This window comes from Arthrobacter sp. zg-Y769, from assembly GCF_020907405.1.
GTDB lineage: Bacteria > Actinomycetota > Actinomycetes > Actinomycetales > Micrococcaceae > Arthrobacter_B.
Map to the genome: position 1 here is coordinate 292,743 of NZ_JAJJOE010000011.1, position 22,356 is coordinate 315,098.

The following is a 22,356-nucleotide window of genomic DNA, read 5'->3' on the forward strand; positions in this document are numbered from 1 at the left end:
ATGGAACGGGTAGGGGCGGTGGAGACAGGGCATGGGGCCGCTCAGCCGACCTTCGCCAGCGCCGAGGCCAAAGCCGTGGTGGAACGGGCCGGATGGAACGGGACCGTGACGGTTTCCCCGCCCCAGGAGCGGATCAGCGCGGCCTCCGGGAGTTGGTCTTCGCGGTAGTCGCCGCCCTTGACCCAGATGTCCGGCCGCAGCCGCTCCAGCACCGCCGCCGGGGTGTCCTCCTCGAAGACCAGCACCCCGTCCACGCATTCCAGGGACTGCAGCAGTTCCGCCCGGTCTTCGGCGCCGATGATCGGGCGCTGCTCGCCCTTGAGCCGGCGGACCGAGTCATCGGAATTGAGGCAGACAATCAAACAGTCGCCCAGCCCGCGGGCGGCCAGCAGGGTGCGGGCGTGTCCGGCGTGCAGCAGATCGAAGCAGCCGCCGGTGGCCACCACGGTTCCGCCGCGCTCCCGGACCCGTGCCACCGCCGCCAGGGCGTCCGGCGGCTCGCCGCCCGGCAGCCGCAGCGGTTCTTCCGCCTCCAGACCGGATACGCCGCCGCCGGCCAGGAAGGCGGCCGCCGCCTGCACCGCGCCTTCGGCAGCAGCTTGGAGCCCGTCGCCGTCGAGCAGCCGGACGGTGAGGGACGCGGCAAACCGGTCACCGGCACCGCAGGTGTCGTCGACGGAAATCTTCGGGGCGGGAAGAACCTGCGCAAGGCCCGCCGCGGGGAGGGCCAACGCGCCCTGCGCCCCCATGGTGAGCACCACGGACCGGCTTTGCCAGCGGGTCAGCAGCCGTTCGGCCGCGCGCAGTGCCGCCGGAACCCCGCCCGTCGCCTCGTCGGCAGCGGACAGGGCCTCGGCCAGGTTCGGAGTGACGGCGGCGACGCCGGGCACCGGATCGGACCCGGCCGGATGCGGGTCCCAGACCACGGGAATGCGTTGGGCCAGAGTCTCCAGCAGCGTCCGGAGGGCCGGATTGGCGGTCAGCCCGCGCCCGTAGTCGGCGACCACCACCGCGTCCGCGCCCGCGACGACGGAGAGCATCTGGGCGGTGACCGCAGGAACCGGCGCGGGGGAGCAGCCGGAATCGAAGCGGACCACGGCGTGGGTGCCGGCCCGGATCCGGGTTTTCACCGGGGTGGGGGCATCGGACGGGCCGCTGGTCAGGGGGATGCCGGCCAGCGCGGCCCGCAGCAGTCCGGAAGCGTCGTCGTCGGAGAGCACCGTCACCAGGTGGACCTGCCGGCCGTCCCGCTCCAGCATCCGCGCCACCAGGCCCGCCCCGCCGGCCCGGCGGCCGACGTCGTCCACCTCCACCACGGGCACCGGCGCGTCGGGGGAGAGGCGCTGGGCGGAACCGGAAATGTCCGTATCCAGCAGGACATCGCCGACCACGACTATTCTCTTCACGGTGTTCCTCCTGCATCGGTGCGCCGCGCGACCTCGGCGTCGAAGGACCGGCAGAGCGCATGCAGGGCCACCAGATGGGCCTCCTGTGCATTGGCTGCCGGCGCGTCAATGGCGATGAAGTCCTCGCACGCCGCCGCGAGGGGGTTCGGTGCCCGGCCGGTCAAGGCCCAGGTGCGCAGCCCCGCCCCGTGCGCGGCCTGCACGGCGGCGAGCAGGTTGGGGCTGGCGCCGCTGGTGGAGAAGAGGATCAGGACGTCCCCGGGCCTGCCGTGGCCCTGCACCTGCCGGGCGTAGAGCTGCTCGAAGCCGTAATCGTTGGCGATTGCGGTCACCGCTGAGGTCTCCGCATGCAGGGCGATGGCGGAAAACGGCCGGCGCTCGCCATCGAACCGTCCCACAAGTTCGGCGCTCAGATGCTGGGCTTCGGCGGCGGACCCGCCGTTTCCCGCGGTCAGCAGCCGGTGCCCGGCCAGCAGGCGGACCGCCAGCTCGATGCCCCACTGCGTCAGGTGTCCGGCCTGCCGCTGGACGGAGAGCAGGGCGGGCTGCGCATGGGCGAGATGGTCCAGCACTGCCTGCTCCGGTCCGGAGACGGGCGCGGTTACCGGTGATTCGATGCTCACAGTGCCTTTCCTCCCAGCGGCTGCAGCCGGGACGGCCGGGCCGTGACCCCCAGGGCGAGCTGATACGCCTTCTCCGTGTCCAGCGCCACCCGGTCCCACGAGTAACGCGCGGAGGCGCGCTGCTTCCCCGCCGTGCCCAGCCGCCGGGCGTAGCGGGGATTCTGCAGTAGTTCCGAGAGCGCCGAGGCCAGCGCAGTCGAATCCCGGGGCGGCACATGCAGCCCGGTCTTGCCGTGGACCACCGTGTCAATCAGTCCGCCCACCGCCGAGGCCACCACCGGCACGGCACACGCCATCGCTTCCAGCGGAACGATGCCGAAGGGCTCGTACCAGGGCGCGCACACCACCGCGTCGGCGCTGCGCAGCACGGCGGGCATTTGTTCGCGCGGCACCTGTCCGCGCAGCAGCACCCGGTCCGCTACGCCCAGCGAGCGGGCGAGGGCCAGCAGCCGCCGGGCCTCGGGGTCCGTTTCCAGGCCGGCGCTGTCGCTGGAACCGCCGACGATCAGCAGTTCCACATCGTCCAGGCCCTCGTCCCGCAGCAGGGCGAGGGCGCGGATGGCCAGATCCACACCCTTGCGCGGCACCAGGCGTCCGACGGCGGCAATCCGGTGCCGCCGTCCGCGCGGTTCCGCCGGCCCCTCGGAGGAGAAGAGGGACAGGTCCACCCCGCAGGGGGCAATGGAAATCCGGCTGCCGGGCACCCCGATGGCCTTGAGTTCAAAGACTTCATCCGAACAGGTGGCCAGCACCCGGTCCGCCCGCCGGCCCACGGAGGGCTCCAGCCATTCCCGTTCCGGCGGGGACGTGTCCTCGGCGCCTTGATGCCGCTTCTTTACGGTGCCCAGTGCGTGGAAGGTGTGGACCACCGGCACGCCCTCTTCCCCTGCGCTGCGGGCGGCCTCCAGTGCGGCCAGGCCGGACATCCAGAAGTGGGAGTGCACGACGTCGGGCGGTTCGGCTCCCCAGTCGGCAAGGACGCCGTCGGCCAGCTGCCCCATGTACGGCAGCAGGTCATCCTTGGGCAGCGGCAGGGCGGGCCCGGCGGTTACATGCACCACCTCCAGGCCGTCCTGGACCTGCACCCGGTCCGGCAGGCCGGGATCGTCCCGCCTCGTGTACACCTGAACGGTGTGGCCACGGGCCGCCAGCGCCACGGAGAGCGCGGCCACATGCACGTTCTGGCCGCCGGCATCCACTCCGCCCAGTGCGGCCAGCGGACTTGCGTGTTCGGACACCATTGAGATTTTCACAGCTGTCCCCCTCCTGTTGATGCCGGTGCGGGTTCCGCCGCCGCAGGCAGCGGCGGGGCGGAAACCGTCTCTGTCAGCAGTTCCGCAAAGAGTTCGTCCCAATCGGCCAGGAACCGGCCCAGCCCGTACCGGGCCAGCGCTGCCCCGCGGGCGGCCCGGCCGCAGGTGCGTGCCTGCTCCGGTTCCGCGAGGAACATCCGCGCGGCCCGGAGCAGTTCCTCGGGATCATTGCTGAGCACTCCAGCCTCCGGCGGGACCGCCCGTGCGGCCTCAGTGGTGGCAAGGGCCACCACCGGCAGGCCCAGGTGCATGGCTTCGAGCAGGGACAGGCCCAGCGAGGTCCAACGCATGGGGTGCAGGTACGCCCGACAGCCGGCCAGTTCCCGGTGCAGCCGGGCCACGGGCAGGTCCCCGTGGATCAGCAGCCCGTCCCCGCCCGGCACTCCGGGCAGCTGGTCGGTGCCGAGGCCGAATACTTCCAGCGGTGCCGTCCGGGCGAATGCCGGCAGCAGGTCGGTGCCTGCGACCCGCCCGCGGCGGACCGGCTCGTTCACCACCACCCCCAGATGCGGACGCTCCCCGGTGTAGAGGTAGCCCGGATCGGGAATGCCGTGTTCGATCACGCGTACCGGTGCCTTGCCGTTGTCCCAGAACAGGCGGTTGAAGTGCGTGACATGCACAATCGGAATATCGGACTGGTCGGCCAGCGGATGCCGGGTTTCCGGCACGCTGCCGCGTGGAGTGTTGTGTTCCAGGTACACCGCGGGAAGATCGCGGCCCGGCCGGCGCCCGAGCAGGCGGACGCAGGCCTCAATCTCTTCGGGCCGCTGCAGCACGACGGCGTCGATCTGCTGGGCGCGCAGATCTTCCACCGCGACTTCCACGGCGGCTTCCGGCCACCTCCGCCCGCCGCGTCCCAGCCCCCAGCCGTCCCGGGCAGGGGTGGCCGGCAGCAGATACCGGTGGGCCCCCCGGACAAACGCCTCCATCCAGCCGCCGTGCACGTGCCACAGCAAAATCCTCATCGGCTCCTCATTTCACGGTGCGTCTGCAGTGACGGCACGCCGGTGACCAGGCGTTGGACCGCCTCCACCACCTGTTCGGGCGAGACGCCGGACAGGCAGGGATGCCCGGGGACCGGGCAGGTCCTGGCGCGGGTTCCGCCGCAGGCGGCGTGCTGGTCGCCCAGCAGCTCCAGCGGAACGCGATAGGGTGCCCAGCGGATGGCGGGCACCACGGGAGCGAAAAGGCTCACTACCGGGGTGCCAACCGCGGCTGCGAGATGGGCCGGTCCGGTATTGCCGACAACCACCGCGTCCGCCCCGGCCAGGACGGCCGCCAAAGCCGCCAGATCGGTCCGTCCGCCAAGGTCCAGGCCGGCCACGGCCGCTACGGTGGCGGTCAGCTCCTTCTCACCCGGCCCGCCGGTGACCACCACGCGGAAACCGGCTGCGGTGAGCAGCTCGACGGCGGCGGCATGGTGCAGGGCGGGCCACGCCCGTGCCGACACGGCAGCGCCCGGATGCACCACGACGTAGGGGTCGGTGCCCACCAGATGGGAGACATCGGGCAGCGGACCCAGCTGCAGCCGGCCGTCGTCGCCGGCAGGAAGCGCAAAACCTGCGGCAGCCGCGATCCGCAGCGCACGTTCGGCCTCGGGCTGGTCTTCGGGGAAGTCCTCCCCGGGCTTCAGCCGGTGGGTCAGCAGGGCACCGGCGTAATCCGTGGATGCCGCGGTGATGGTGCGGATCCCGGCTTCCCGGAGCAGCAGTGCCAGCGGCAGCGGGGACTGGTGGTAGGACGTGAGGATTACCGCTTCCTCGGTCCGGGCGGACCGGACCATTCCCAGCAGTGCAGCAAGCAGGCCGCGGGAAGGTTCCGGGGCCGGGTTCAGGATCCAGGGACAGGACCACTCCAGCACCTGCGAGACACCGGGAAGCAGCCGTCCGGCGGCCGCACCCTGCGGACCGCACAACAGGACCACTTCCACACCCCGGGCCGCCGCCATTGCCCGGACGGCTGGTCCCGCCAGCAGGACGTCCCCGGCGCCGTCGAGCCGGGCCACCAGTATCCGGCGGCTCATCTGCTGCCCCACAGCAGGTCCACGGCCCCCGCCAGATCGCGCGCCACGAGCGGGGCCGCGGCGGTTTCAGCGGGGCGGGTGGCGGCGGTGGGCACCAACACCCCGCGTGACCCCGCGGCGGCTGCGGCTTTCACATCGGCACCAATGTCGCCGATGACGGCTACTTCCACGGGATCGAGCCCCAGGCGGCGGCTGGCCCGCAGCACCAGGCCGGGCATCGGCTTGCGGCAAACGCAGCCGTAGCCGGGAGCATGCGGACAAATTTCCCAGATATCGAACGGGCCCAGCAGGTCTTCGACCGCCGCATTGACCTTCGCCACCTCTTCGGCGGACAGGATTCCGCGGCCGATGCCGGACTGGTTGGTGACTACGCCTACGGGAATGCCTGAACGCCGGAGCCCGGCCAGCACCTCGGCTGCACCGGGCATGGGCCGCACCTTCGTCGGATCCGCGTTGTAGGGCACGTCAACAATCAGCGTGCCGTCCCGGTCGAACAGGACGGCACGCGGCGGCGACGGCAAAAATTCCATACCGCATCTGTTCCCCGCCCGGCGGGAAGCTAAACATCCCGCCGGTCACTTCTTGGCCGGCCTGCACTGCCGCCCCACCTGTATCGAAGGCGCGCAGGGTTCTGGCAGGATATGCACCCGACCGAAAGGAAGCCGCCCATGCCGCAAATGGCCAGTCGTCCCGAGCTGTTGGTGCTGCGTGCCCTGAAACTGGGGGATCTCCTGGTTGCGGTTCCGGCGCTGAAGGCCCTGCGGCGCCGGTTTCCCGGGCACCGCATCCGGTATGCGGCGCAGGAGTGGCTGCGCCCCATCCTGCCGCTTACCGGCGCGGTGGATGATCTGCTTCCCCTGCACGGCCTCGATGTGCCCATCCCCCTGGAGCCCGGACAGATCGACATTGCGGTAAACCTGCACGGCCGCGGTCCGGAGAGCTGCGGCCGGCTGGAGGTGCTGCAGCCCTCCCGTCTTATCGGACACGCCGGACCCGGGTGGGACGGTCCGCCATGGAAGGACGGCGTGCACGAACGTGAGCGGTGGGCGGGACTACTGTCCTGGCACGGGATCCCCGCCGATCCGCTGGATTACCGCCTGGACCCGCCGCCGGCGGCGGCAAATACCCCGGAAACGGTGGTGATCCATGTGGGCGCGGCGTACGGCAGCCGGTTGTGGCCCGCAGACCGGTTTGCCGACGTCGCCCGTGAACTGGCCGCCGTCGGCGCTCCGGTTCTCTTCACCGGCAGCGGAGGTGAACGCCCGCGGGCGCTCGCCGTGGCCGACGCCGCCGGGCTGGGTGCGGAGTGCGTCGTGGCAGGCGAGCAGCGCCTGGACGCGTTTGCCGCGGTAATTTCCCGGGCCCGGCTGGTGATCTCCGCCGATACGGGTGCCGCGCATCTCGCGTCAGCCTACGCCCGGCCGTCGGTGGTCCTGTTCGGCCCGGCGCCGGTCAGCGAATGGGGCCCTCCTCCGGGCCCGCACATCGCGCTGACCGACGGGAGCCGGCGCCGGGGTGACACCTTCGCTCCGGACCCTGACCCCGCGCTGCTGGCGGTCACGGTGGAGGACGTCCTGGCCGCCGTCGGGAAGCTGGACGCGCTTTAGCTGTCGCTAAGGCGCAGCCTGGCGCCGGATTCATCCACCGCCAGTTCCACCCGGCCGCCGATGGGCAGGGTCAGCTGCGGCTGGGTGTGTCCGAAATCCACGTTGGCCAGGACCGGCAGCCCGGCCAGGGCAGGCTGGGCCGCGATTTCCTGCAGGTGCGCCCGGGTGATGCCGCTTGAACGCTGGAACCTGCCGATGACCAGGCCCTGTATATCTTCCGCGTCGGGCAGCTGGAGCAGGGACGTGAGGTCACGGGCGAAGGTGCTGGGATCGGTGGAGGCATCGTCTTCCAGCATCAGTACGCTGCCGGCCAGCGGAGGCATCTGCGCAGTGCCCTGCAGGAGGTTCAGTGTGCACAGGTTGCCGCCGATAATACGGCCGGACGCGTTCCCCTGCTGCAGGGGCCACCATCCTTCCCCCGGCTGGGGACTGCGGTTGTCCTGATCCAGGAACCAGGCATCGTCGGTCCACTCGGGGGAGGGGGCCAGCTCCATCCGATAGCCGTCAACCAAGGCGTCCACAAACCACTGCTGTGTTAGCTCAAGGTGGTCCCGCATGCCGAAGGTGGACCAATGCGGACCGGAGTAGGTGACCAGGCCGGTGCGGGCGAAAATCGCGTTCTGCAGCGCCGTAATGTCGGAATATCCGCACAGGATCTTCGGATTGGCCGCAATCAGGTCCCAGTCCAGGTAGGGGAGCAGTTCGTTGCTGTTGAAGCCGCCGATGACGGTGAGAATCCCTTTGACCGCCGGATCGGCAAACGCGTCATGCAGGTCCGCGACGCGGGAGGCGACCGAGGTGGAGTCGAAGATGTCGCGCTCATCCACATGGCGTCCGTAGGAAAGCCGCAGGCCCAGGTCGGCGAAACGGCGCTCGATGAGTGCGCTGTGGTCGTGTTCGGCGACCATGGCGCGGCTGGCCGCAGGGGCAATGACGCGCAGCAGGTCGCCCTTGGCCAGTTTCGGCGGGACGGTGATCGAGGGGACTGTATTGTCCGGAGTATTGTCCGGAGCATTGTCCGGAGCGGGGGCAGAATCCATGGTGGAACGATAGCAAGGCAGCGGGCGGTATCCGGGCAGGAGCGGTCCGGCGGGGATTCGCCGGTTCAAGCGGTTGCGGCGCCGCTGGCCGCAGGGCCTGACGTCCGGGCCGCCGGGGTGGCTGAAGCGTCCAGCAACTCATGTTGCAGCCGCACCAGGATCCTGGCCAGGCCACGGGAAACCTGCATCTGGGTCATGCCCAGCCGCTCTCCGATAGCCTGCTGGGATTCCTCGTGGAAATACCTAAGGAACAGTAATTCCTTGTCCTGGGCGCTCAGGCCGCGGACAGCGCGGCGGAGCATGGCAAGGTTCTCGGCCCGCTCCAGCCGTCCGTCGGCTACGGCCCACTGTTCCGCGCCGGTGTCCTCGAGTGCTTCCAGGGACTCGGGGCGAAGGCTGCTCTGGCAGTTCAAGGCTTCCGACACGGCTTTCGTGGGAACCCCCAGGGCCTCGGACAATTCCCGGAGTGTTGGCTCGCGTCCCAGCGTCTGCAGGAGTTCCGGCTGAAGCCTGGCAATGGAGGTCCGCAGATCCTGGAGCTGCCGGGGCGGCCGGATTACCCATGAGTGATCCCGGAGGTACCGCTTGAGCTCTCCCTGGACGGTGGGAACCGCGAAGGCGGGAAAATGCGGGCCGACAGCCGGGTCAAAACGTCGAACCGCCTTGATAAGTCCCAGATAGGCGACCTGCCGCAGGTCGGCCAGCTCGCGCCCTCTTCCCGCGTAGGAGGCGGCAGCCGTTTCCGCGATTTCGCGGTACCGGAGGACGAGTTCGTTGTGCAGCGCCTGCTGCAGGTCGCCGCGTGCCTGGCGGGCCTTTTCAAACGGAAGCAGGGAGGACGGAACACTGGAGAAAGCGCTCATGAGCGGCAGGTGTTTTCAGCAGCAGGTTCGGCCCGCTACTGGACCGCCTGATCAGGACACCAGAGCGCTTACGGGTTATCAATAGTCCGGACCACTTGTTTGTTACTGCTTCTTGAGCTCTTGGCGGAGCAGAAGGTATAAGCGCCGCGAACGGCCCGTGTCCGCTGGAGCGTCAGGCCGCGTTTCGGCGGGAGCGCCCCTGCCGCCTTCGGAGCGGTGCAGCACCAACGCGGCGACGGCGGCCGCTGCCACCGGGGCGCTTCCCAAGGCGATCATGATGCTGCAGTACATCCACAGGAACATCAGGGTGGGCGGGGTGCCGAGCGGAGCCTCCAGGAATCCGATGGCCAAAACCAGCCAGAATGCCGCACAGGCGGCGAGGAGAATCCAGGCGGTGCGGCGGCTAAGCAGGGTGAGCAGCTTTTGCTCCATGGCAGAGATCCAGGCAGATAGGAGGAAGCGCCGCCTGCTTGACCCATCAACCCTAGGCCCGCAGGCGGCTCCATCGCCGGTTTTGCGGAGCTTGACCCTGGTTTGTGGAGAGCGGGGTTGCCATTCCCTCGGATTCCTCCACAATTACGGATACTTTTCCGGCCGGTGCCTGATCGTCGGCTGCTGCCTGCAGCGCGGCGACCTGATCCGCGGGTACCCGGACCGTGATGGTTCCGGTGCGCCCGCTGGTGCCCAGCCAGTGCAGCTGCACCTCCTGTGGACGTTTGTTACTAGAACCAACGCCGCCGGAGTTTGCTGAAAATGGCTTAAAACAAGGCAGGCCCCGGCTATCCGCCGGAGCCCGCCTCGCTTACTTGCCTAGGGATTCCTAGGACTCCGGAACCAGGCGGCGGCGGTTGAACAGCAGGGCTGCGCCACCGGCGGCGAGCAGGGCTGCTCCGCCTCCGGCCAGCAGGCCCAGGTCCGCTGCACCGGTTTCGGGCAGCGTGGCCGTTGCTGGGGCCGGGTTGCCGACCGGAACGGGGTTGACGGTAACCGGCGGATCAGCGACTGCTGCGGTGATCCTAAAGTTCACAATGGCGGGATCGGAGGTTACTCCCCCGGAATTCTGAACGGCGAAGATCAGATAGGAACCCATGCCCCTTTCCCTCATCGGGACAGCCCAGCTGCCGTCGGGACCCGCCTGTGTCTCCAGCTCTTCATAGTTTGCCGGATCTTCATAGTCCAGTGACGGATCGAGTTCCCCATTTTCGTCGACAGCTGCGATAACCAGGTGGATAGTGGCTCCGGGGACAGCGGTACCGGTGATCTCAGCCGGGAGTTTATTCACGGGGATCTCGGAGCCGTTGCCGGGCGAGACCACTACGGGCGCCTCAGGGTAGACACTGACCCTCAAATAGATCGGCACGGCAGCCGCCTTGAGGGTCGCGCTGTCCTGAATCGCCGACAAGAGATGCGTGCCATAATCCAGCGGCTCTTCGAGCTTCAGCGTCCAGACGCCGTCCGCGCCGACAAGGGCAGTATGGAATTCTTCGTTCGTTTCCACTGCATCACGCATAACGCCGACTGTCACCGTGGCACCGGCTACGCCGGTGCCGGTTACGACGCTCAGCGGACCCTCCATGTCCCTGGGCGTGGTGAAGCCCGGCTGCGGAGCATAGCCGCTTTTGACGGTGAATTCGTAGGTTGCAATAGCCGACTTGGCATCTCCGTTAACGCCCTGGACAGTGACGGTGAGCTTGCCTCCTGCGGGGATCTGCGCGGGCGTCCTGAAGCTGAACCTATCGGTGTCATTGATGGGAGTGGTCGTGGAGACCTCACCATTCAAGGTCAGCACGATCTGCGTGGCCCCGGGGGCGGTACCGAAGTAAAGTTGGTCCGTCATAACGATGTTCGTAGGGTCATGCGTGATGGTCGGGGTCAGCGGGATGTCTCCGGGCACCGCCGCCGGTGTTGCTTCCTGCGCCGGAGCCGGCGCCGGAGCCGGAGCCGGCGCAGGAAGTGTTGCGGTTCCGTCGGTTGCAGGCTGCACGGGAGCATCAGTGGCCGTGTCGTTTGCATTGGTTTCCGTAGCCACGGGTGCCGGGGACTCGACTGCCGCCGACCCCGTACCATCCTCTTGCGGGGCCATGGCCATCGCGGGGCTGGCAATAAATGCCCCGCTGACGGCCAAAAGGGCTACGGCGCTAACGGCGCCGACCCGTGCCGAAATAGTCCGTGTATTTTCCTGCATGAAATTTTCCCCCATAAAACGTCGACCTCCAGCGTTCCGTGCTGGCTTTCGCGGCAGCTGGAGAATGCGGAGGGAACGAGACTGAAACTGCTAAATGAGTAGTTGAAGAGCGCCCGGTAATCGGCGCCGTCAATAAGTAATAACTGCAACAAATGAGACCTATGCCACAGATATCGCCGAGAATAGCGTGCGGTTCTTGAGATAGCAAGGATTCAACCCATTTGTACAAAAGGCTCATTGAAACGGTTTCCCGCGCCCGGTAGCGTCGCCGTCGTAATCCCCGGACTTCGTGTCCCGGGCTGTCGCAAACCTTCAGGGAGCTACATGGAGCAGACAAAAGGCAGCCACGCGGAACTGCGGCCGGGCGCGGCCGGGATTCTCGTGGCGCTGGCGTCGTCAGCGGTGTTCGGATTGTCCGGATCCTTCGCAAAGTCGCTGCTGGAAACCGGCTGGAGCGCCTCAGGCGCCGTTGCCGTCCGGATGCTTGGAGCAGCGCTCGTCCTCGCGCTTCCCACCGCACTTGTCCTGCGCGGACGCTGGAGCCAGGTGCGGAGCAACTGGCGCACCATCGTACTGTTCGGCTTTATCGGGGTGGCCGGGTGCCAGTTCTTTTATTTCAACGCGGTGGAGCGCCTGTCCGTTGGCGTCGCCCTGCTGCTGGAATTCCTTGCCCCGGTACTGATGGTGCTTTGGATTTGGGTGAGGACACGACATCGGCCCGGCCTCCGCACGGTTCTCGGCACGGTGGCTGCCGTCGCGGGGCTGGTGCTGGTTCTGGACCTGGGCGGCAGTACGCGCATTGACCCGGTGGGGGTGCTCTGGGGGCTGGCCGCCGCGGTGTGCCTGGCAAGCTATTTCTTCATCACCGCCAAGCAGAACGATTCCCTCCCGCCGCTGGTGCTGGCCACGGGAGGCATGTTCGTGGGCGGTGCCGCCATTGCGGCGCTGGGCCTCGCCGGGATCCTGTCCCTGGATTTCAGCACCACGGATGTGGACCTGGCAGGCTGGCGGACGGCATGGTGGGTCCCGCTGATTGGCCTGGTGCTGTTTTCCACGGTGCTGGCCTACGTCACCGGCATCATCGCGGCGCGGTCCCTTGGCTCGCGCGTGGCCTCGTTCGTGTCCCTGACCGAGGTGCTGTTCGCGGTCCTGTGGGCGTGGCTGCTGCTTTCGGAGCTGCCACGCCCCATCCAGTTGGTGGGCGGGGGCCTGATCGTTGCCGGCGTAGTGCTGGTCCGTTCCGATGAACAGGCCGGGCTGCCCGGGGAGGCTGCGGCCGACGTCGAGCCCTACGCCTAGCGAACACATTCGCTAGGAGATCGAGTCTGCAACAGTTACCGTTTTTCGGTCGAAAATCAGTAAATCTTGCAGACTCGATGCAGGGAACGGTAATTCCTGCAGACTCGATGCACCCGCGGAACCTCCAAAGGCCCTGCCGGGTCAGGAACCCGGCGAACCTATGCGCCGGGCGCTTCGGCCGCCAGCGGTGCCGAAACCTTGATTTCCCGCTTCAGGATTTTGCCCGTGGGGCCCTTGGGCAGGGCATCCGTCAGCTCGATCAGCCGGGGATACTTGTAGGCGGCCAACCGGTCCTTGGTGAACTGCTGGATGTCCGCTATCAGCGCGTCCCGGGCAGCATCGTCAGCAGGCACGGCTTCTTCCCGGAGCCCCACAACCGCCGCGATTTCCTCGCCGTGCAGCGGGTCCGGAATGCCGATGACTGCAGCTTCCGCCACGGCCGGGTGCTCGTAAAGCACCTCTTCGATCTCGCGGGGATAAACGTTGTAGCCGCCGCGCAGGATGATGTCCTTCTTGCGGTCCACAATGTAGATGTTGCCGTCCTCGTCGAACCGGGCCAGGTCCCCCGTCCGGAACCAGCCGTCCGGAATGGCTGCGGCAGTGGCGTCGTCGTTCTTCCAGTAGCCCTTCATCACGCCGTCGCCGCGGACGGAGAGCTCCCCAACCTCACCCGTCGGCACATCATTGCCGTCCGGATCGAGCATCCGGACCTCGGTTCCGGCCACGGGCTTGCCGATGGATCCTGCCCGCCGGTCCCCGCCGGGCACGTTGAAGGAAACAATCGGGGAAGTCTCCGAAAGGCCGTAACCCTCCAGGAGCTCAATGCCGAAAACCTCCTCGAACTCGTGCAGGATTTCCAGCGGCATGGCGGAACCGCCGGTGATGGCTCCGCGCAGGGACGACAGATCGGTGCTCTGCACCGCCGGGTGACGCAGCATGCCCACATACATGGTGGGAACGCCCTCGAAGATGGTCACGCCGTCGCGCTCGATGATCTCCAGCGCCTTGCCCGCATCGAACCGCGGCAGCAGGCTGATGGACGCCCCGGAAAGGACGGACGAGTTCAGGGCAGCGGTCTGGCCGAACACGTGGAAGAAGGGCAGGCCGCCGAAGTGGACATCCGTCTCCACGGTCTTCAGCAGGGACTGGGCCACATAGGCGTTGGTGAGCAGGTTCCGGTGCGTGAGTGCGGCACCCTTGGGCCGCCCGGTGGTTCCCGAGGTGTAGAGGATCACCGCGGTGTCCTCGTCCTCCACCTCGGCCACTTCCGTACGGCTGTCCGTTCCGGCCAGCAGCTGCATAAAGGCCGCGGAATCCACGGAAACCACCTCCATGCCGCCGGCGTCTTCGGCCCCCGCAGAGACTTCGGCGGCCACGCCCTCCCACGCGAAGACAATCCGGGCGCCCGAGTCCTGCAGGTGGTAGGCCACCTCGCGGGCCTTCAGCAGCGGGTTCATGGGGACGACGACGGCGCCGTACCGCAGGGCGCCGAAGTACAGGAACGCCATCTGCGGGATGTTCGGCATCACCAGCGCAACGCGGTCTCCGGGCTCAACTCCCCGGCCGGCGAGGAGGCCGGCAACCTTGGCGCTCATGGCGTCGAGGGCAGCGTAGGAGACTACCGTTTCATCTAGTTTCAGGGCTGTCCGGTCCGGAAAGCGTGCCACTGTGTCGGTCAGGATGCCGGCGAGATTGTGCATGGGTGATCTCCTTTGATCTATGCGACGTAGAGGGAAGTCTAGCCACCGCCGTCGAACGGGAGAAATTTTTTGCCGCGGCGGCTCACAAACCGTCGGCTGAAAACGTCTACCGTATGTGGAAGTGAAATCCTTTGAGCAGATTGTCCGCGAGCACGGTCCGGCCGTGCTGCGTATCTGCCGTGCCGTCGTAGGACCGGACGAGGCCGAAGACGCCTGGTCGGAAACATTCCTCGCCGCCCTCAGCGCCTATCCGGACCTGCCCGACGGCGCGAATGTCCAGGCCTGGCTGGTAACCATCGCCAAGCGGAAGGCCGTGGACCAGCACCGTTCCGCCGCCCGGAACCCGGTTCCGGTGGATGACCTCCCCGAACCGTCGACGGCTGCCCCGGAGGATACCGACGGCTTGTGGACGGCCCTGAAAACCCTGCCGGTCCGCCAGCGCGAGGCGCTGGCCTACCACCATCTCGCCGGACTCCCGTATGCCGAGGTGGCACTGCTGCTCGGCGGCAGCGAAGCAGCCTGCCGGCGGTCCGCGGCAGACGGCATCAAGAAACTACGCACCCTGTACAAGGAGGACCGCAATGGCATCCTTTGATCTCGCCGGAGCCGGAACCGGAGCCGGCGCCGGCCCCGCCACTGCCGGCCCCGCCGCCCCCGATCCCCGCGAGGCAGCGGTCCTGGCCGCACTGCACACCCGCCTGGCCGCCGAGGCTGAGGCGGCAGGCCTGCTGGATGTTGCCTACACCGTCATCGACAGCCCCGTCGGCAAGCTCATCCTCGCGGCCACGGACGCCGGCCTGGTCCGGGTGGCGTTCGAATGTGAAGGGGTGGACACCGTGCTGCAGGACCTCGGTACCCGGATCAGCCCGCGGATCCTCGAGGCTCCGGGGCGCCTGGCCCGTCCCGCCGCCCAGCTCCGTGAATACTTCGACGGCACCCGGCGCAGCTTCGACCTGGACCTGGACCTGCGGCTCACCGCCGGGTACCGCCGGACCGTGGTCCAGACGCTGCAGCAGATCGGGTACGGGCACACCTCCACTTACGCAGGCATTGCCGCACTGACCGGAAATCCCAGCGCCGTCCGGGCCGTCGGCACCGCGTGCGGCCGCAATCCGCTGCCCCTGGTCATTCCCTGCCACCGGGTCCTGCGCTCCGACGGGACCACGGGCGGCTACCGCGGCGGACCCGCCGCCAAGAAAATCCTCCTCGACCTGGAAGCTGCCGCATGAGTAACTCCCTCTTTCCGCGTGAACGATCCGAACCCGCAGTCGGCGCCGTCCACGTGCCGGGCTGGCTGCCGCTGGAGAAACAGCTGCGCATCGTTGAGGCATGCCGGCAGTGGGCCATCGGGCCGGTGCCCATGCGTGCCGCCGTCCTGCCGGGAGGGCACACCATGTCCGTGCAGACGGTGTGCCTGGGCTGGCACTGGCAGCCTTACAAATACACGCGGACGGCCGACGACGTCGGCGGGGGCCGGGTCGCGGAGCTGCCGGACTGGCTGGTGGAGCTGGGCCGTGACGCCCTCCGCGAGGCCTACCGGCAACCCGACGGCAGCTACGCACGGGAGGACTTCCGGCCGGAGAACTACACTCCGGACACGGCGCTCATCAACTACTACGCCGAGGGCGCCCACATGGGGATGCACCAGGACAAGGACGAGAAATCCAGCGCCCCGGTGGTATCCATCAGCATCGGAGACACCTGCGTTTTCCGGTTCGGGAATACCGAAACACGGACCCGTCCCTACACGGACCTGGAGCTCGAATCCGGGGACCTGTTTGTGTTCGGCGGTCCCTCCCGTTTCGCCTACCACGGCGTCCCGCGGACCCTGGCAGGCACGGCGGACCCTGCGTCCGGCCTGGCCTCGGGGCGGATCAACATCACCCTGCGCATGACCGGACTGTCATGACCGAAGCTCCGGCGGACATTCGCCGGCATCCGCTGCAGCACCGGGGCCCCTTCGCCTGGGCGCCGCTGGCCAGTGCGCTGCAGGCGCACGCCGTGCCCGGGCTGGAGCGGGTCACCCGGACCGACGACGGCGCCACGGTGGAACGGCTGCTCCGGGGAGCTGCGGCACCTGTCGCCGTGACCGTGTCCCTGGGAGCCGCCGGAGTGGTCCTCGACCTGCCTGCGCTGCCCGAAGCGGAGGAAGCCGCGCTGATATCGACGGTCCGGGCCTGGCTGGACCTGGACGCCGATCCGGACGTGGTGGATCAGTTCCTCTCCCGGTTCGAGCTGCTGGACCCTTTGGTCACCCGGCACCCCGGCCTGCGGGTGCCGGGCTCCACTGACGGCTTTGAAACCGGCGCCCAGACCGTCCTCGGGCAGCAGGTATCCCTCGCGGCGGCCCGGACGTTCGGCTCCCGGCTGGTCGAGGCCTTCGGGGAACCCGGTCCCGCCGGGTTATTCGCTTTCCCGACGGCGGAACGGCTGGCCGCGGTGCCGGCAGCGGACATCCAATCTGCGGTCCGGATTACGCATGCCCGCGCCCGAACTCTGTCTGCGCTGGCAGAAGCCGTGGCCGGAGGCCTGCAGCTGCGCCCGGGGGCGGAGCCGGGAGCCGTGCGCGCCGGTCTGCTGGCCCTCCCCGGGATCGGACCGTGGACGGCGGACTACCTGGCCGTGCGGGTGCTGGGGGACCGTGATGCCTACCCGGCCGATGACCTGGTGTTGAAGCGGGCTTTGGGGGTGGGCACCGGGCGGGAGGCTGCCCTGCTTTCCCAGCCGTGGCGCCCGTGGCGGTCCTACGCCCTGTTCCACCTCTGGACCTCCGCGGCCTACGCGGTGCCGGCCGCCGCGGTGAGCTAACGCAGCGTGCCGTGGTTAGGTCCCAAGCAGCGAAAAGACGAGGGAAAACGCCGCCGGACCGCCCTGGACCAGTGACAGTCCGCCCATCCTCCGGTCGCTGAGCACCAGCACCACCGAAGCCAGCAGCATGCAGGCAGTGGTGAAGGTCATCAGCGTCAGCCCTGCGACGGCGTTTCCTGCGAAGAGCAGGACCACGCCCAGCCCTGCCCCCACCGCGAGGAACAGGTTGTAGAACCCCAGGTTGTAGGCCAGCTGTGAAGTGGCGGCGATGCTCGTTCCGGGCAGCTGGAAAATCGCCGCGGTTTCCGGCTCGGCCCAGCGCAGGGATTGGAGCATAAATAAGTAGAGCGCCACGGCAGCGGCTACTACGGCAAGGATGGCTGCGGCAATCAGCACGGATGCTCCTCGGCTTTGCGCATGCGGAGCTGCCCGGCGCCGGCGCGCCGTACCTGGAACTTCCGCAGTGCCGTCAATGCTGGCAGCAGCCCTGCCGCTCCTCAAGGGGGAACGCGGGTATCGGTTGGCAGGTGGAGGGGAAAGCCAGCTAGCCTTGGAAAAGCAGCCTTTTAGGCAAATGCTCCACCGGCGTTGGACGCCGTAGCCGCTTCTTGGAAGGACATCCATTGCGCCCAATCCGCCCCGCCCGTTCCCTGGCCACGGTGGTGCTGGCAACGCTTGCCCTGACCGCCTGCGGATCCGACTATCCCCTCGGCGACGCGCAGCGCGAGGCAGCCGAGAACAGCAACTCCAAGCTCACCGGAGTGCTCTCCGGTGCCGGGTCAAGTGCCCAGGGACCGGCAATGGACTCCTGGATTGCCGGTTTCGGGACGCTGCATCCCAAGGTCCAGCTCCAGTACTCCCCGGACGGCTCCGGTGCCGGGCGCAGTGCCCTGCTGGCTGGAGCGGTGAACTTTGCCGGTTCCGACGCCTATCTGCAGGAAGAGGAACTGGCAGACGCCAAGGCCGTCTGCGGCCCGGACGGAGCCCTGGACATTCCGGCCTACATTTCCCCGATTGCCGTTGCGTTCAACCTCCCCGGTATCGACTCGCTGAACCTGGACGCGGCGACCATCGCCCGAATGTTCCGCGGCGGGATCGAGGCCTGGAACGATCCGGCCATCGCAGCACTCAACCCGGGGGTAGAGCTGCCGGCGACCCGGATCACTCCGGTCAGCCGCGCGGATGACTCGGGCACTACGGAGAACTTCACCGAATACCTGCACGAAGTGGCGCCCGGGGAGTGGCCGGACGAACCGTCCGGAACCTGGCCGGGAGGGCTGCAGGGCGAAAATGCCCAGGGCAGCTCCGGCGTCGTCAGCACTGTGACGCGCACGGAGGGAGCCCTCACCTACGCGGATGACTCGGTGATCGACGACTCCATGGGCACCGCCAACCTGCTGGTCGGGACCGAATTCGTGCCGATCAGCGCCGAAGCGGCCAGCACCGCCGTCGAACAGTCCACCCGGGTTGCCGGACGGGGGGAGCACGACATTGCGCTGCAGCTGGACCGCCGCACCACCGCCCCCGGGGCCTACCCGCTGGTGCTGGTGTCCTACCAGATCTACTGCAGCTCCTACACCGACGCCGACCTCGTCGACCGCGTGCGGGCCTTCGGTCAGTATGTGGTCAGCGAGGAGGGACAGCAGACCTCCGCGGACGCGGCAAAGAGCGCGCCCATTCCCGAGTCCCTGGCCGAAGAGGCCCGCGAGGCCCTGGAATCCATCACCGTCCGGGACTAGCTTTTCGCAGCTGCGGTGCTACCTGCCGGTAGCACCGCTGCCTGCACTGCTGCTCTTTCGGTGCCCTCTTGCGCCCCCTCAGTGCCGGTGTCACCGTGGATTTACGCAACGCTGAAGGGGGCTGCTGTGGAACCTATCCGAATCGAACGCTGGTGGCCGTACCTGGACGGTGCGGCCAAGGACTGGTTGAGGCACAATCTCCGCCAGGACGGCCTGCCGTCCAAGGTGCAGGACCGGATTGCCGAGGCCGGCGGACCCGTCATGGACCCCATTCTCGCCGAGCCGGACTGGGCCTTTATTGAACTGGATGCCCAAGCCGTAGAGTGATTAGACCGGCATTGAAGGCCTGCTTTCCGTGAGGCGCCTTAGGTGCAGACTGGCAGATTTTCCGAACCCTTGGCCTAAGGCGGCGTTATGACCAAACTCAGCGAAGAGTCCCTTTCCCGGTTACCGGCGTCCGTAGCCCGGCCCCGTTATGACCGCTCCCGGCTGACCACCGGAATTGTCCATTTCGGTGTAGGCGGATTCCACCGGGCGCACCAGGCAATGTACCTGGACCGCTTGATGAATGAAGGCAAAGCCCTGGACTGGGCCATCTGCGGTGTCGGCGTCCTGCCCCGGGACGCAGCCATGAAAACCGTGATGGATAGCCAGGACTGCCTCTATAGCCTGGTCCTGAAGCATCCCGACGGCGCCCGTGAAGCCCGCGTGATCGGTTCGATTGCCGAGTACCTGTATGCCCCGGAGGATCCCGAGGCGGTCATTGAAAAAATGGCAGCGCCCGGCACCCGGATTGTGTCCCTGACCATCACCGAGGGTGGCTACAACATCAGCGACACCACGGGTGAGTTCGATGCCTCCAATGCCGACGTCGCGGCGGACCTCCAGCCAGGCGCGGTTCCCGCGACCGTCTTCGGCCTGGTCATTGAGGCCCTGCGCCGCCGGCGCGAACGGCGGCTGGCACCGTTCACCGTGATGTCCTGCGATAACGTTCCCGGCAACGGAGAAGTGGCCCGCCGGGCCTTCGCGGAGTTTGCGCGGCTGCTGGATCCGGAGCTGGGGGAGTGGGTGCGGGAATCCGTGTCTTTCCCCTCCTCCATGGTGGACCGGATCACGCCGGCCACAACCGATGACGACCGCACCATGCTGGCCGAGGAATTCGGCATCGAGGACGCCTGGCCGGTTGTAGCCGAGGACTTCGAGCAGTGGGCGCTGGAGGACGCATTTCCCCAGGGCCGGCCGGCCTGGGAAGACGCCGGTGTGACCATGGCGGCGGACGTGGAACCGTACGAACACATGAAACTGCGCCTGCTGAACTGCGGTCACCAGGGACTGGCCTATCTGGGCTATCTCTCGGGCTACCGCTACGTGCACGAGGCCGTGCGGGACCCGCAGCTCGCCCAGTTCCTGCTGGACTACATGGACCGGGAAGCAACCCCCACCCTGCTCCCCGTTCCGGGTGTCGATCTGGGCGCCTACAAGCTGAGGCTGCTGCAGCGCTTCGGCAATGAGCACGTCCGGGACACCCTCGCCCGCCTGTGCGCCGAAAGCTCCGACCGGATCCCGAAATGGCTGGTCCCCGTGGTCCGCGAGAATGTTGCTGCAGGAGGGGAAATTTCCCGGTCCGCGGCCATCATTGCCGCCTGGGCGCGCTACGCCGAAGGTGTGGACGAGGCAGGTGAACCGATCCGGGTCGTCGACAACCGGCGCGACGAAGTGATGGCGGCCGCGGCCAGGAACAGGGAGGACCCGCTGGCATTTGTTTCCCAGCCTTACTTCTTCGCCAACCTGTCCCAGGACGTACGGTTTACCGAGGCATATCTGTCCGCCCTCGGAACCCTGCACGACGGCGGCGCGAAGGCCGCCGTCGCAGGGCTTCTGGACGGCGCCTGATTCGGTACAGCCCCCGGCACCCTACTCGGCGAAGTGGGTCTGCACCGTCTGCGAAGTCACCGACTTCACGACGCCTTCGGCGAGGTCCCGGAGTTTGACGTTCCGGTTGCTGGAGGCGTCGCGCAGGATCTCGAACGCCTCCTCCTGGCCGCACTTGTTCTGCGCCATAACGATGCCGATGGCAATGTCGATGGTGGTTCTGGCCTGCATGGCTGCACGGAGATGCTCGGAAGTGCTCCTGTGCCGGGCGATCTGGACGGCCAGCTGCAGGGTAATCGCCGCTTCGGCGGCGAAGGCTTCGGCTTTCCGGGTTACCTCCGGCGTGAAGTGGCCTGGGTCCCGGGCATAGAGGTTCAGCCCCGCACCCCCGTCATTGCCCAGCATGAGCGGAACCCCGAGGATGGAATAGAAGCCACGGTCACGAATGGCGTCCGTGTAGTCCGGCCACCGCGGGTCGGTGCGGACATCTTCCACCAGAACGGTTTTCCCCGTCCGGGACGCCCGCATGCACGGCCCGTCCCCGAACCCGTACTGGACTTCATCCAGGGCCTTCGCTGCCTCGCTGCTGCTGGCCACGGTGGTGCCCTGCCGGTCCCGAAGCAGGGTGACCCCGGCCAGGACCTCGGCATCGCCGCTGAAAAGCTGCGCGGCATGGAGGGCAAAGCCCTCCAGGAACAACTCCACCGATTCGGTCTGCAGAATAAGCTGCTGCAATTCGGCGGCTAGGGAGTACCGCTCCGGGGTCAAGTTCATACGCCGAGTTTATCGTCGCCGGTGTTGTATTCCCGCATCGCGGTCCCGCCGCGGACCCCTGGGTTTAGGTGGCCTCCGCCAGCTCGACTTCCTTCTCCCTGCTCCACGTCCGCGCATAAACCCCGATCAGTGCCTCCTGGCGAAGCGTGAACCCCAGCCGGTTCAGCAGGCCGTGCGCCTGGTACACCGTGAGGTGCTGCGCACTGCGGCTGGCTCCGGCCTTGTCCGCCCGGTAAAGGTAGGTATCGATGGCCCGCAGCCAGCGTCGGCGCCAGTTCGTGACCGCGGGTTCGGAGGCTGTGGCCATCATCAGGCGGTGGACGGGCATCAACTGCGCCTGCGCCTGCGCACCCGTGGCCTTCTGCACCCCGGCGGCCCGAGGATCGGAAGCCGTGCAGCTGTGGAGATGGCTGTCCCAGTAATACTCCCAGGAGACCCTGCGGCGGTCCGGCCAGGTGGACGCCCGGGGCCCCTTCATCATTGCGTAGGCCGAATCGAAAAGCAGGAGCGAAGCGAGAGCGGAGCGGTTCTGCGCCTTTGCAAAGCGTGCCGTTGCCCAGAGACAGAGATCGGATGAAAGCTCGAAGACTTCCTCCGCCAGGGCCAGTCCGTCAACACCGCCGTAGCGGGCCAGATCAGCCTCGACCGAGGGCAGCAATGCTTCCGTACCAACCGTCCGGTCCATCACCGGATCAATGAATTCATGCTCCACCGCGAGGCTGCGCACGGGATCCCCGGACTGTTCCTGCAACGCCCCCAGCAGGGACTTGAGCCGGTCCAGGGTTTCGGCCGGGGCAAGTATTCGAAGCCGGACCTGCGCATTGGACGGCTGCATTCGCCGGGTATAAAACCACCGTTTGGTTCCGCACAGTCTCGCCTGTGCAACAAGGGGTGTCACCAGTTCACCGATGATCCGGTCCGCCAGTTCGAAACGACCGGCATCAACGGTGAGGTTCCACCACACGAGGTGGGAGGAAGGGCGGGCGGGTGTGCGGAGTGCGGCTGGCTGGGTCATGGCCATCCTTTCGCTGCTGTTGCTGCTGGGCCACCCCACCTGGAACACCGTTTGCAGCGGGTCCCGGGATGGAAGTCTTTCCCAATCGA

At 67.7% G+C, this 22,356-nt stretch carries 24 protein-coding genes; 9 read left to right on the top strand and 15 right to left on the bottom strand.

Translation table 11 applies throughout. The annotated features are described in order from the left end of the window. Positions 1-41 precede the first annotated feature (41 nt). The 6 genes from rfaE2 to LOC60_RS12160 are packed head-to-tail and all read right to left on the bottom strand — an operon-like array spanning position 42 to position 5,895. Complete coding sequence (rfaE2, locus tag LOC60_RS12135; protein WP_230025452.1) at positions 42-1,406, bottom strand: D-glycero-beta-D-manno-heptose 1-phosphate adenylyltransferase; 1,365 nt, start codon at positions 1,404-1,406, stop codon at positions 42-44. Beyond that, on the bottom strand, positions 1,403-2,029 hold the full coding sequence (locus LOC60_RS12140; protein ID WP_230025454.1) for a D-sedoheptulose-7-phosphate isomerase: 627 nt from the start codon (positions 2,027-2,029) through the stop codon (positions 1,403-1,405). Before LOC60_RS12140 ends, rfaE2 begins: the two co-directional genes overlap by 4 nt. Further along, positions 2,026-3,282 (bottom strand): glycosyltransferase, encoded by a 1,257-nt coding sequence (locus tag LOC60_RS12145; protein WP_230025456.1) that lies wholly within the window; start codon positions 3,280-3,282, stop codon positions 2,026-2,028. The genes LOC60_RS12140 and LOC60_RS12145 overlap by 4 nt, the downstream gene beginning before the upstream one ends. Then, positions 3,279-4,307, bottom strand: a complete 1,029-nt coding sequence (locus LOC60_RS12150) for a glycosyltransferase (protein WP_230025458.1) — start codon at positions 4,305-4,307, stop codon at positions 3,279-3,281. The genes LOC60_RS12145 and LOC60_RS12150 overlap by 4 nt, the downstream gene beginning before the upstream one ends. Then, a complete protein-coding gene (locus tag LOC60_RS12155) occupies positions 4,304-5,365 on the bottom strand; it encodes a glycosyltransferase family 9 protein (RefSeq protein WP_230025460.1) in 1,062 nt (353 codons plus the stop codon). Before LOC60_RS12155 ends, LOC60_RS12150 begins: the two co-directional genes overlap by 4 nt. Beyond that, positions 5,362-5,895, bottom strand: coding sequence for a D-glycero-alpha-D-manno-heptose-1,7-bisphosphate 7-phosphatase (locus LOC60_RS12160; protein WP_230025462.1), 534 nt, complete (start codon positions 5,893-5,895; stop codon positions 5,362-5,364). Before LOC60_RS12160 ends, LOC60_RS12155 begins: the two co-directional genes overlap by 4 nt. A gap of 138 nt (positions 5,896-6,033) precedes the next feature. Between LOC60_RS12160 and LOC60_RS12165 the strand changes: the two genes are divergently transcribed. After that, entirely contained in the window at positions 6,034-6,972 is a 939-nt protein-coding gene (locus LOC60_RS12165) for a glycosyltransferase family 9 protein (RefSeq protein WP_230025464.1), read from the top strand. Here the strand turns inward: LOC60_RS12165 and LOC60_RS12170 are convergent. From LOC60_RS12170 to LOC60_RS12190, 5 genes are all read right to left on the bottom strand, one after another. Continuing rightward, the gene (locus LOC60_RS12170; RefSeq protein ID WP_230025466.1) at positions 6,969-8,012 is read right to left on the bottom strand and encodes a S66 family peptidase; all 1,044 of its coding nucleotides are present in this window, start codon (positions 8,010-8,012) and stop codon (positions 6,969-6,971) included. The two genes, LOC60_RS12165 and LOC60_RS12170, sit on opposite strands and share 4 nt — an antisense overlap. 65 nt (positions 8,013-8,077) lie before the next feature. Beyond that, complete coding sequence (locus LOC60_RS12175) at positions 8,078-8,875, bottom strand: sigma-70 family RNA polymerase sigma factor (protein WP_230025469.1); 798 nt, start codon at positions 8,873-8,875, stop codon at positions 8,078-8,080. Positions 8,876-8,977: 102 nt separating this feature from the next. Further along, positions 8,978-9,307 carry a hypothetical protein gene (locus LOC60_RS12180; RefSeq protein WP_230025471.1) on the bottom strand — a complete coding sequence of 110 codons (330 nt, stop codon included), beginning with the start codon at positions 9,305-9,307 and terminating at the stop codon, positions 8,978-8,980. A 52-nt stretch (positions 9,308-9,359) separates the two neighbouring features. Continuing rightward, positions 9,360-9,578, bottom strand: a complete 219-nt coding sequence (locus tag LOC60_RS12185) for a hypothetical protein (protein WP_230025473.1) — start codon at positions 9,576-9,578, stop codon at positions 9,360-9,362. A 117-nt stretch (positions 9,579-9,695) separates the two neighbouring features. Continuing rightward, positions 9,696-11,060 (bottom strand): LPXTG cell wall anchor domain-containing protein, encoded by a 1,365-nt coding sequence (locus LOC60_RS12190; protein WP_230025475.1) that lies wholly within the window; start codon positions 11,058-11,060, stop codon positions 9,696-9,698. A gap of 324 nt (positions 11,061-11,384) precedes the next feature. Between LOC60_RS12190 and LOC60_RS12195 the strand changes: the two genes are divergently transcribed. Continuing rightward, the gene (locus tag LOC60_RS12195; RefSeq protein ID WP_230025477.1) at positions 11,385-12,359 is read left to right on the top strand and encodes an EamA family transporter; all 975 of its coding nucleotides are present in this window, start codon (positions 11,385-11,387) and stop codon (positions 12,357-12,359) included. 158 nt (positions 12,360-12,517) lie between these two features. Here LOC60_RS12195 and LOC60_RS12200 read toward each other — a convergent pair whose 3' ends face one another. Next, complete coding sequence (locus LOC60_RS12200; RefSeq protein ID WP_230025478.1) at positions 12,518-14,059, bottom strand: long-chain-fatty-acid--CoA ligase; 1,542 nt, start codon at positions 14,057-14,059, stop codon at positions 12,518-12,520. Positions 14,060-14,174: 115 nt separating this feature from the next. Here LOC60_RS12200 and LOC60_RS12205 point away from each other — a divergent pair, with 115 nt between their 5' ends. Genes LOC60_RS12205 through LOC60_RS12220 form a run of 4 tightly spaced genes read left to right on the top strand, consistent with a single transcriptional unit; the run spans position 14,175 to position 16,867 of the window. Then, the gene (locus LOC60_RS12205; protein ID WP_442860412.1) at positions 14,175-14,654 is read left to right on the top strand and encodes an RNA polymerase sigma factor; all 480 of its coding nucleotides are present in this window, start codon (positions 14,175-14,177) and stop codon (positions 14,652-14,654) included. After that, positions 14,641-15,288 (top strand): methylated-DNA--[protein]-cysteine S-methyltransferase, encoded by a 648-nt coding sequence (locus LOC60_RS12210; RefSeq protein WP_230025482.1) that lies wholly within the window; start codon positions 14,641-14,643, stop codon positions 15,286-15,288. Before LOC60_RS12205 ends, LOC60_RS12210 begins: the two co-directional genes overlap by 14 nt. Beyond that, a complete protein-coding gene (locus tag LOC60_RS12215; protein ID WP_230025484.1) occupies positions 15,285-15,968 on the top strand; it encodes an alpha-ketoglutarate-dependent dioxygenase AlkB family protein in 684 nt (227 codons plus the stop codon). The genes LOC60_RS12210 and LOC60_RS12215 overlap by 4 nt, the downstream gene beginning before the upstream one ends. Continuing rightward, complete coding sequence (locus LOC60_RS12220; RefSeq protein ID WP_230025486.1) at positions 15,965-16,867, top strand: DNA-3-methyladenine glycosylase family protein; 903 nt, start codon at positions 15,965-15,967, stop codon at positions 16,865-16,867. Before LOC60_RS12215 ends, LOC60_RS12220 begins: the two co-directional genes overlap by 4 nt. 15 nt (positions 16,868-16,882) lie before the next feature. Here LOC60_RS12220 and LOC60_RS12225 read toward each other — a convergent pair whose 3' ends face one another. Beyond that, a complete protein-coding gene (locus tag LOC60_RS12225) occupies positions 16,883-17,263 on the bottom strand; it encodes a DUF1304 domain-containing protein (protein ID WP_230025489.1) in 381 nt (126 codons plus the stop codon). A gap of 227 nt (positions 17,264-17,490) precedes the next feature. Between LOC60_RS12225 and pstS the strand changes: the two genes are divergently transcribed. From pstS to LOC60_RS12240, 3 genes are all read left to right on the top strand, one after another. Continuing rightward, on the top strand, positions 17,491-18,606 hold the full coding sequence (gene pstS / locus LOC60_RS12230; protein ID WP_230025491.1) for a phosphate ABC transporter substrate-binding protein PstS: 1,116 nt from the start codon (positions 17,491-17,493) through the stop codon (positions 18,604-18,606). 126 nt (positions 18,607-18,732) lie between these two features. Further along, on the top strand, positions 18,733-18,933 hold the full coding sequence (locus tag LOC60_RS12235; RefSeq protein ID WP_230025493.1) for a hypothetical protein: 201 nt from the start codon (positions 18,733-18,735) through the stop codon (positions 18,931-18,933). A gap of 87 nt (positions 18,934-19,020) precedes the next feature. Continuing rightward, positions 19,021-20,499: a mannitol dehydrogenase family protein gene (locus LOC60_RS12240; RefSeq protein WP_230025495.1), complete on the top strand. Its 1,479-nt coding sequence runs from the start codon at positions 19,021-19,023 to the stop codon at positions 20,497-20,499. A 21-nt stretch (positions 20,500-20,520) separates the two neighbouring features. Here the strand turns inward: LOC60_RS12240 and LOC60_RS12245 are convergent, their stop codons facing one another. Beyond that, positions 20,521-21,252 carry a GAF and ANTAR domain-containing protein gene (locus LOC60_RS12245; protein WP_230025497.1) on the bottom strand — a complete coding sequence of 244 codons (732 nt, stop codon included), beginning with the start codon at positions 21,250-21,252 and terminating at the stop codon, positions 20,521-20,523. A gap of 64 nt (positions 21,253-21,316) precedes the next feature. Then, entirely contained in the window at positions 21,317-22,267 is a 951-nt protein-coding gene (locus tag LOC60_RS12250) for a lantibiotic dehydratase C-terminal domain-containing protein (RefSeq protein ID WP_230025499.1), read from the bottom strand. Between the last annotated feature and the right edge of the window lie 89 nt (positions 22,268-22,356).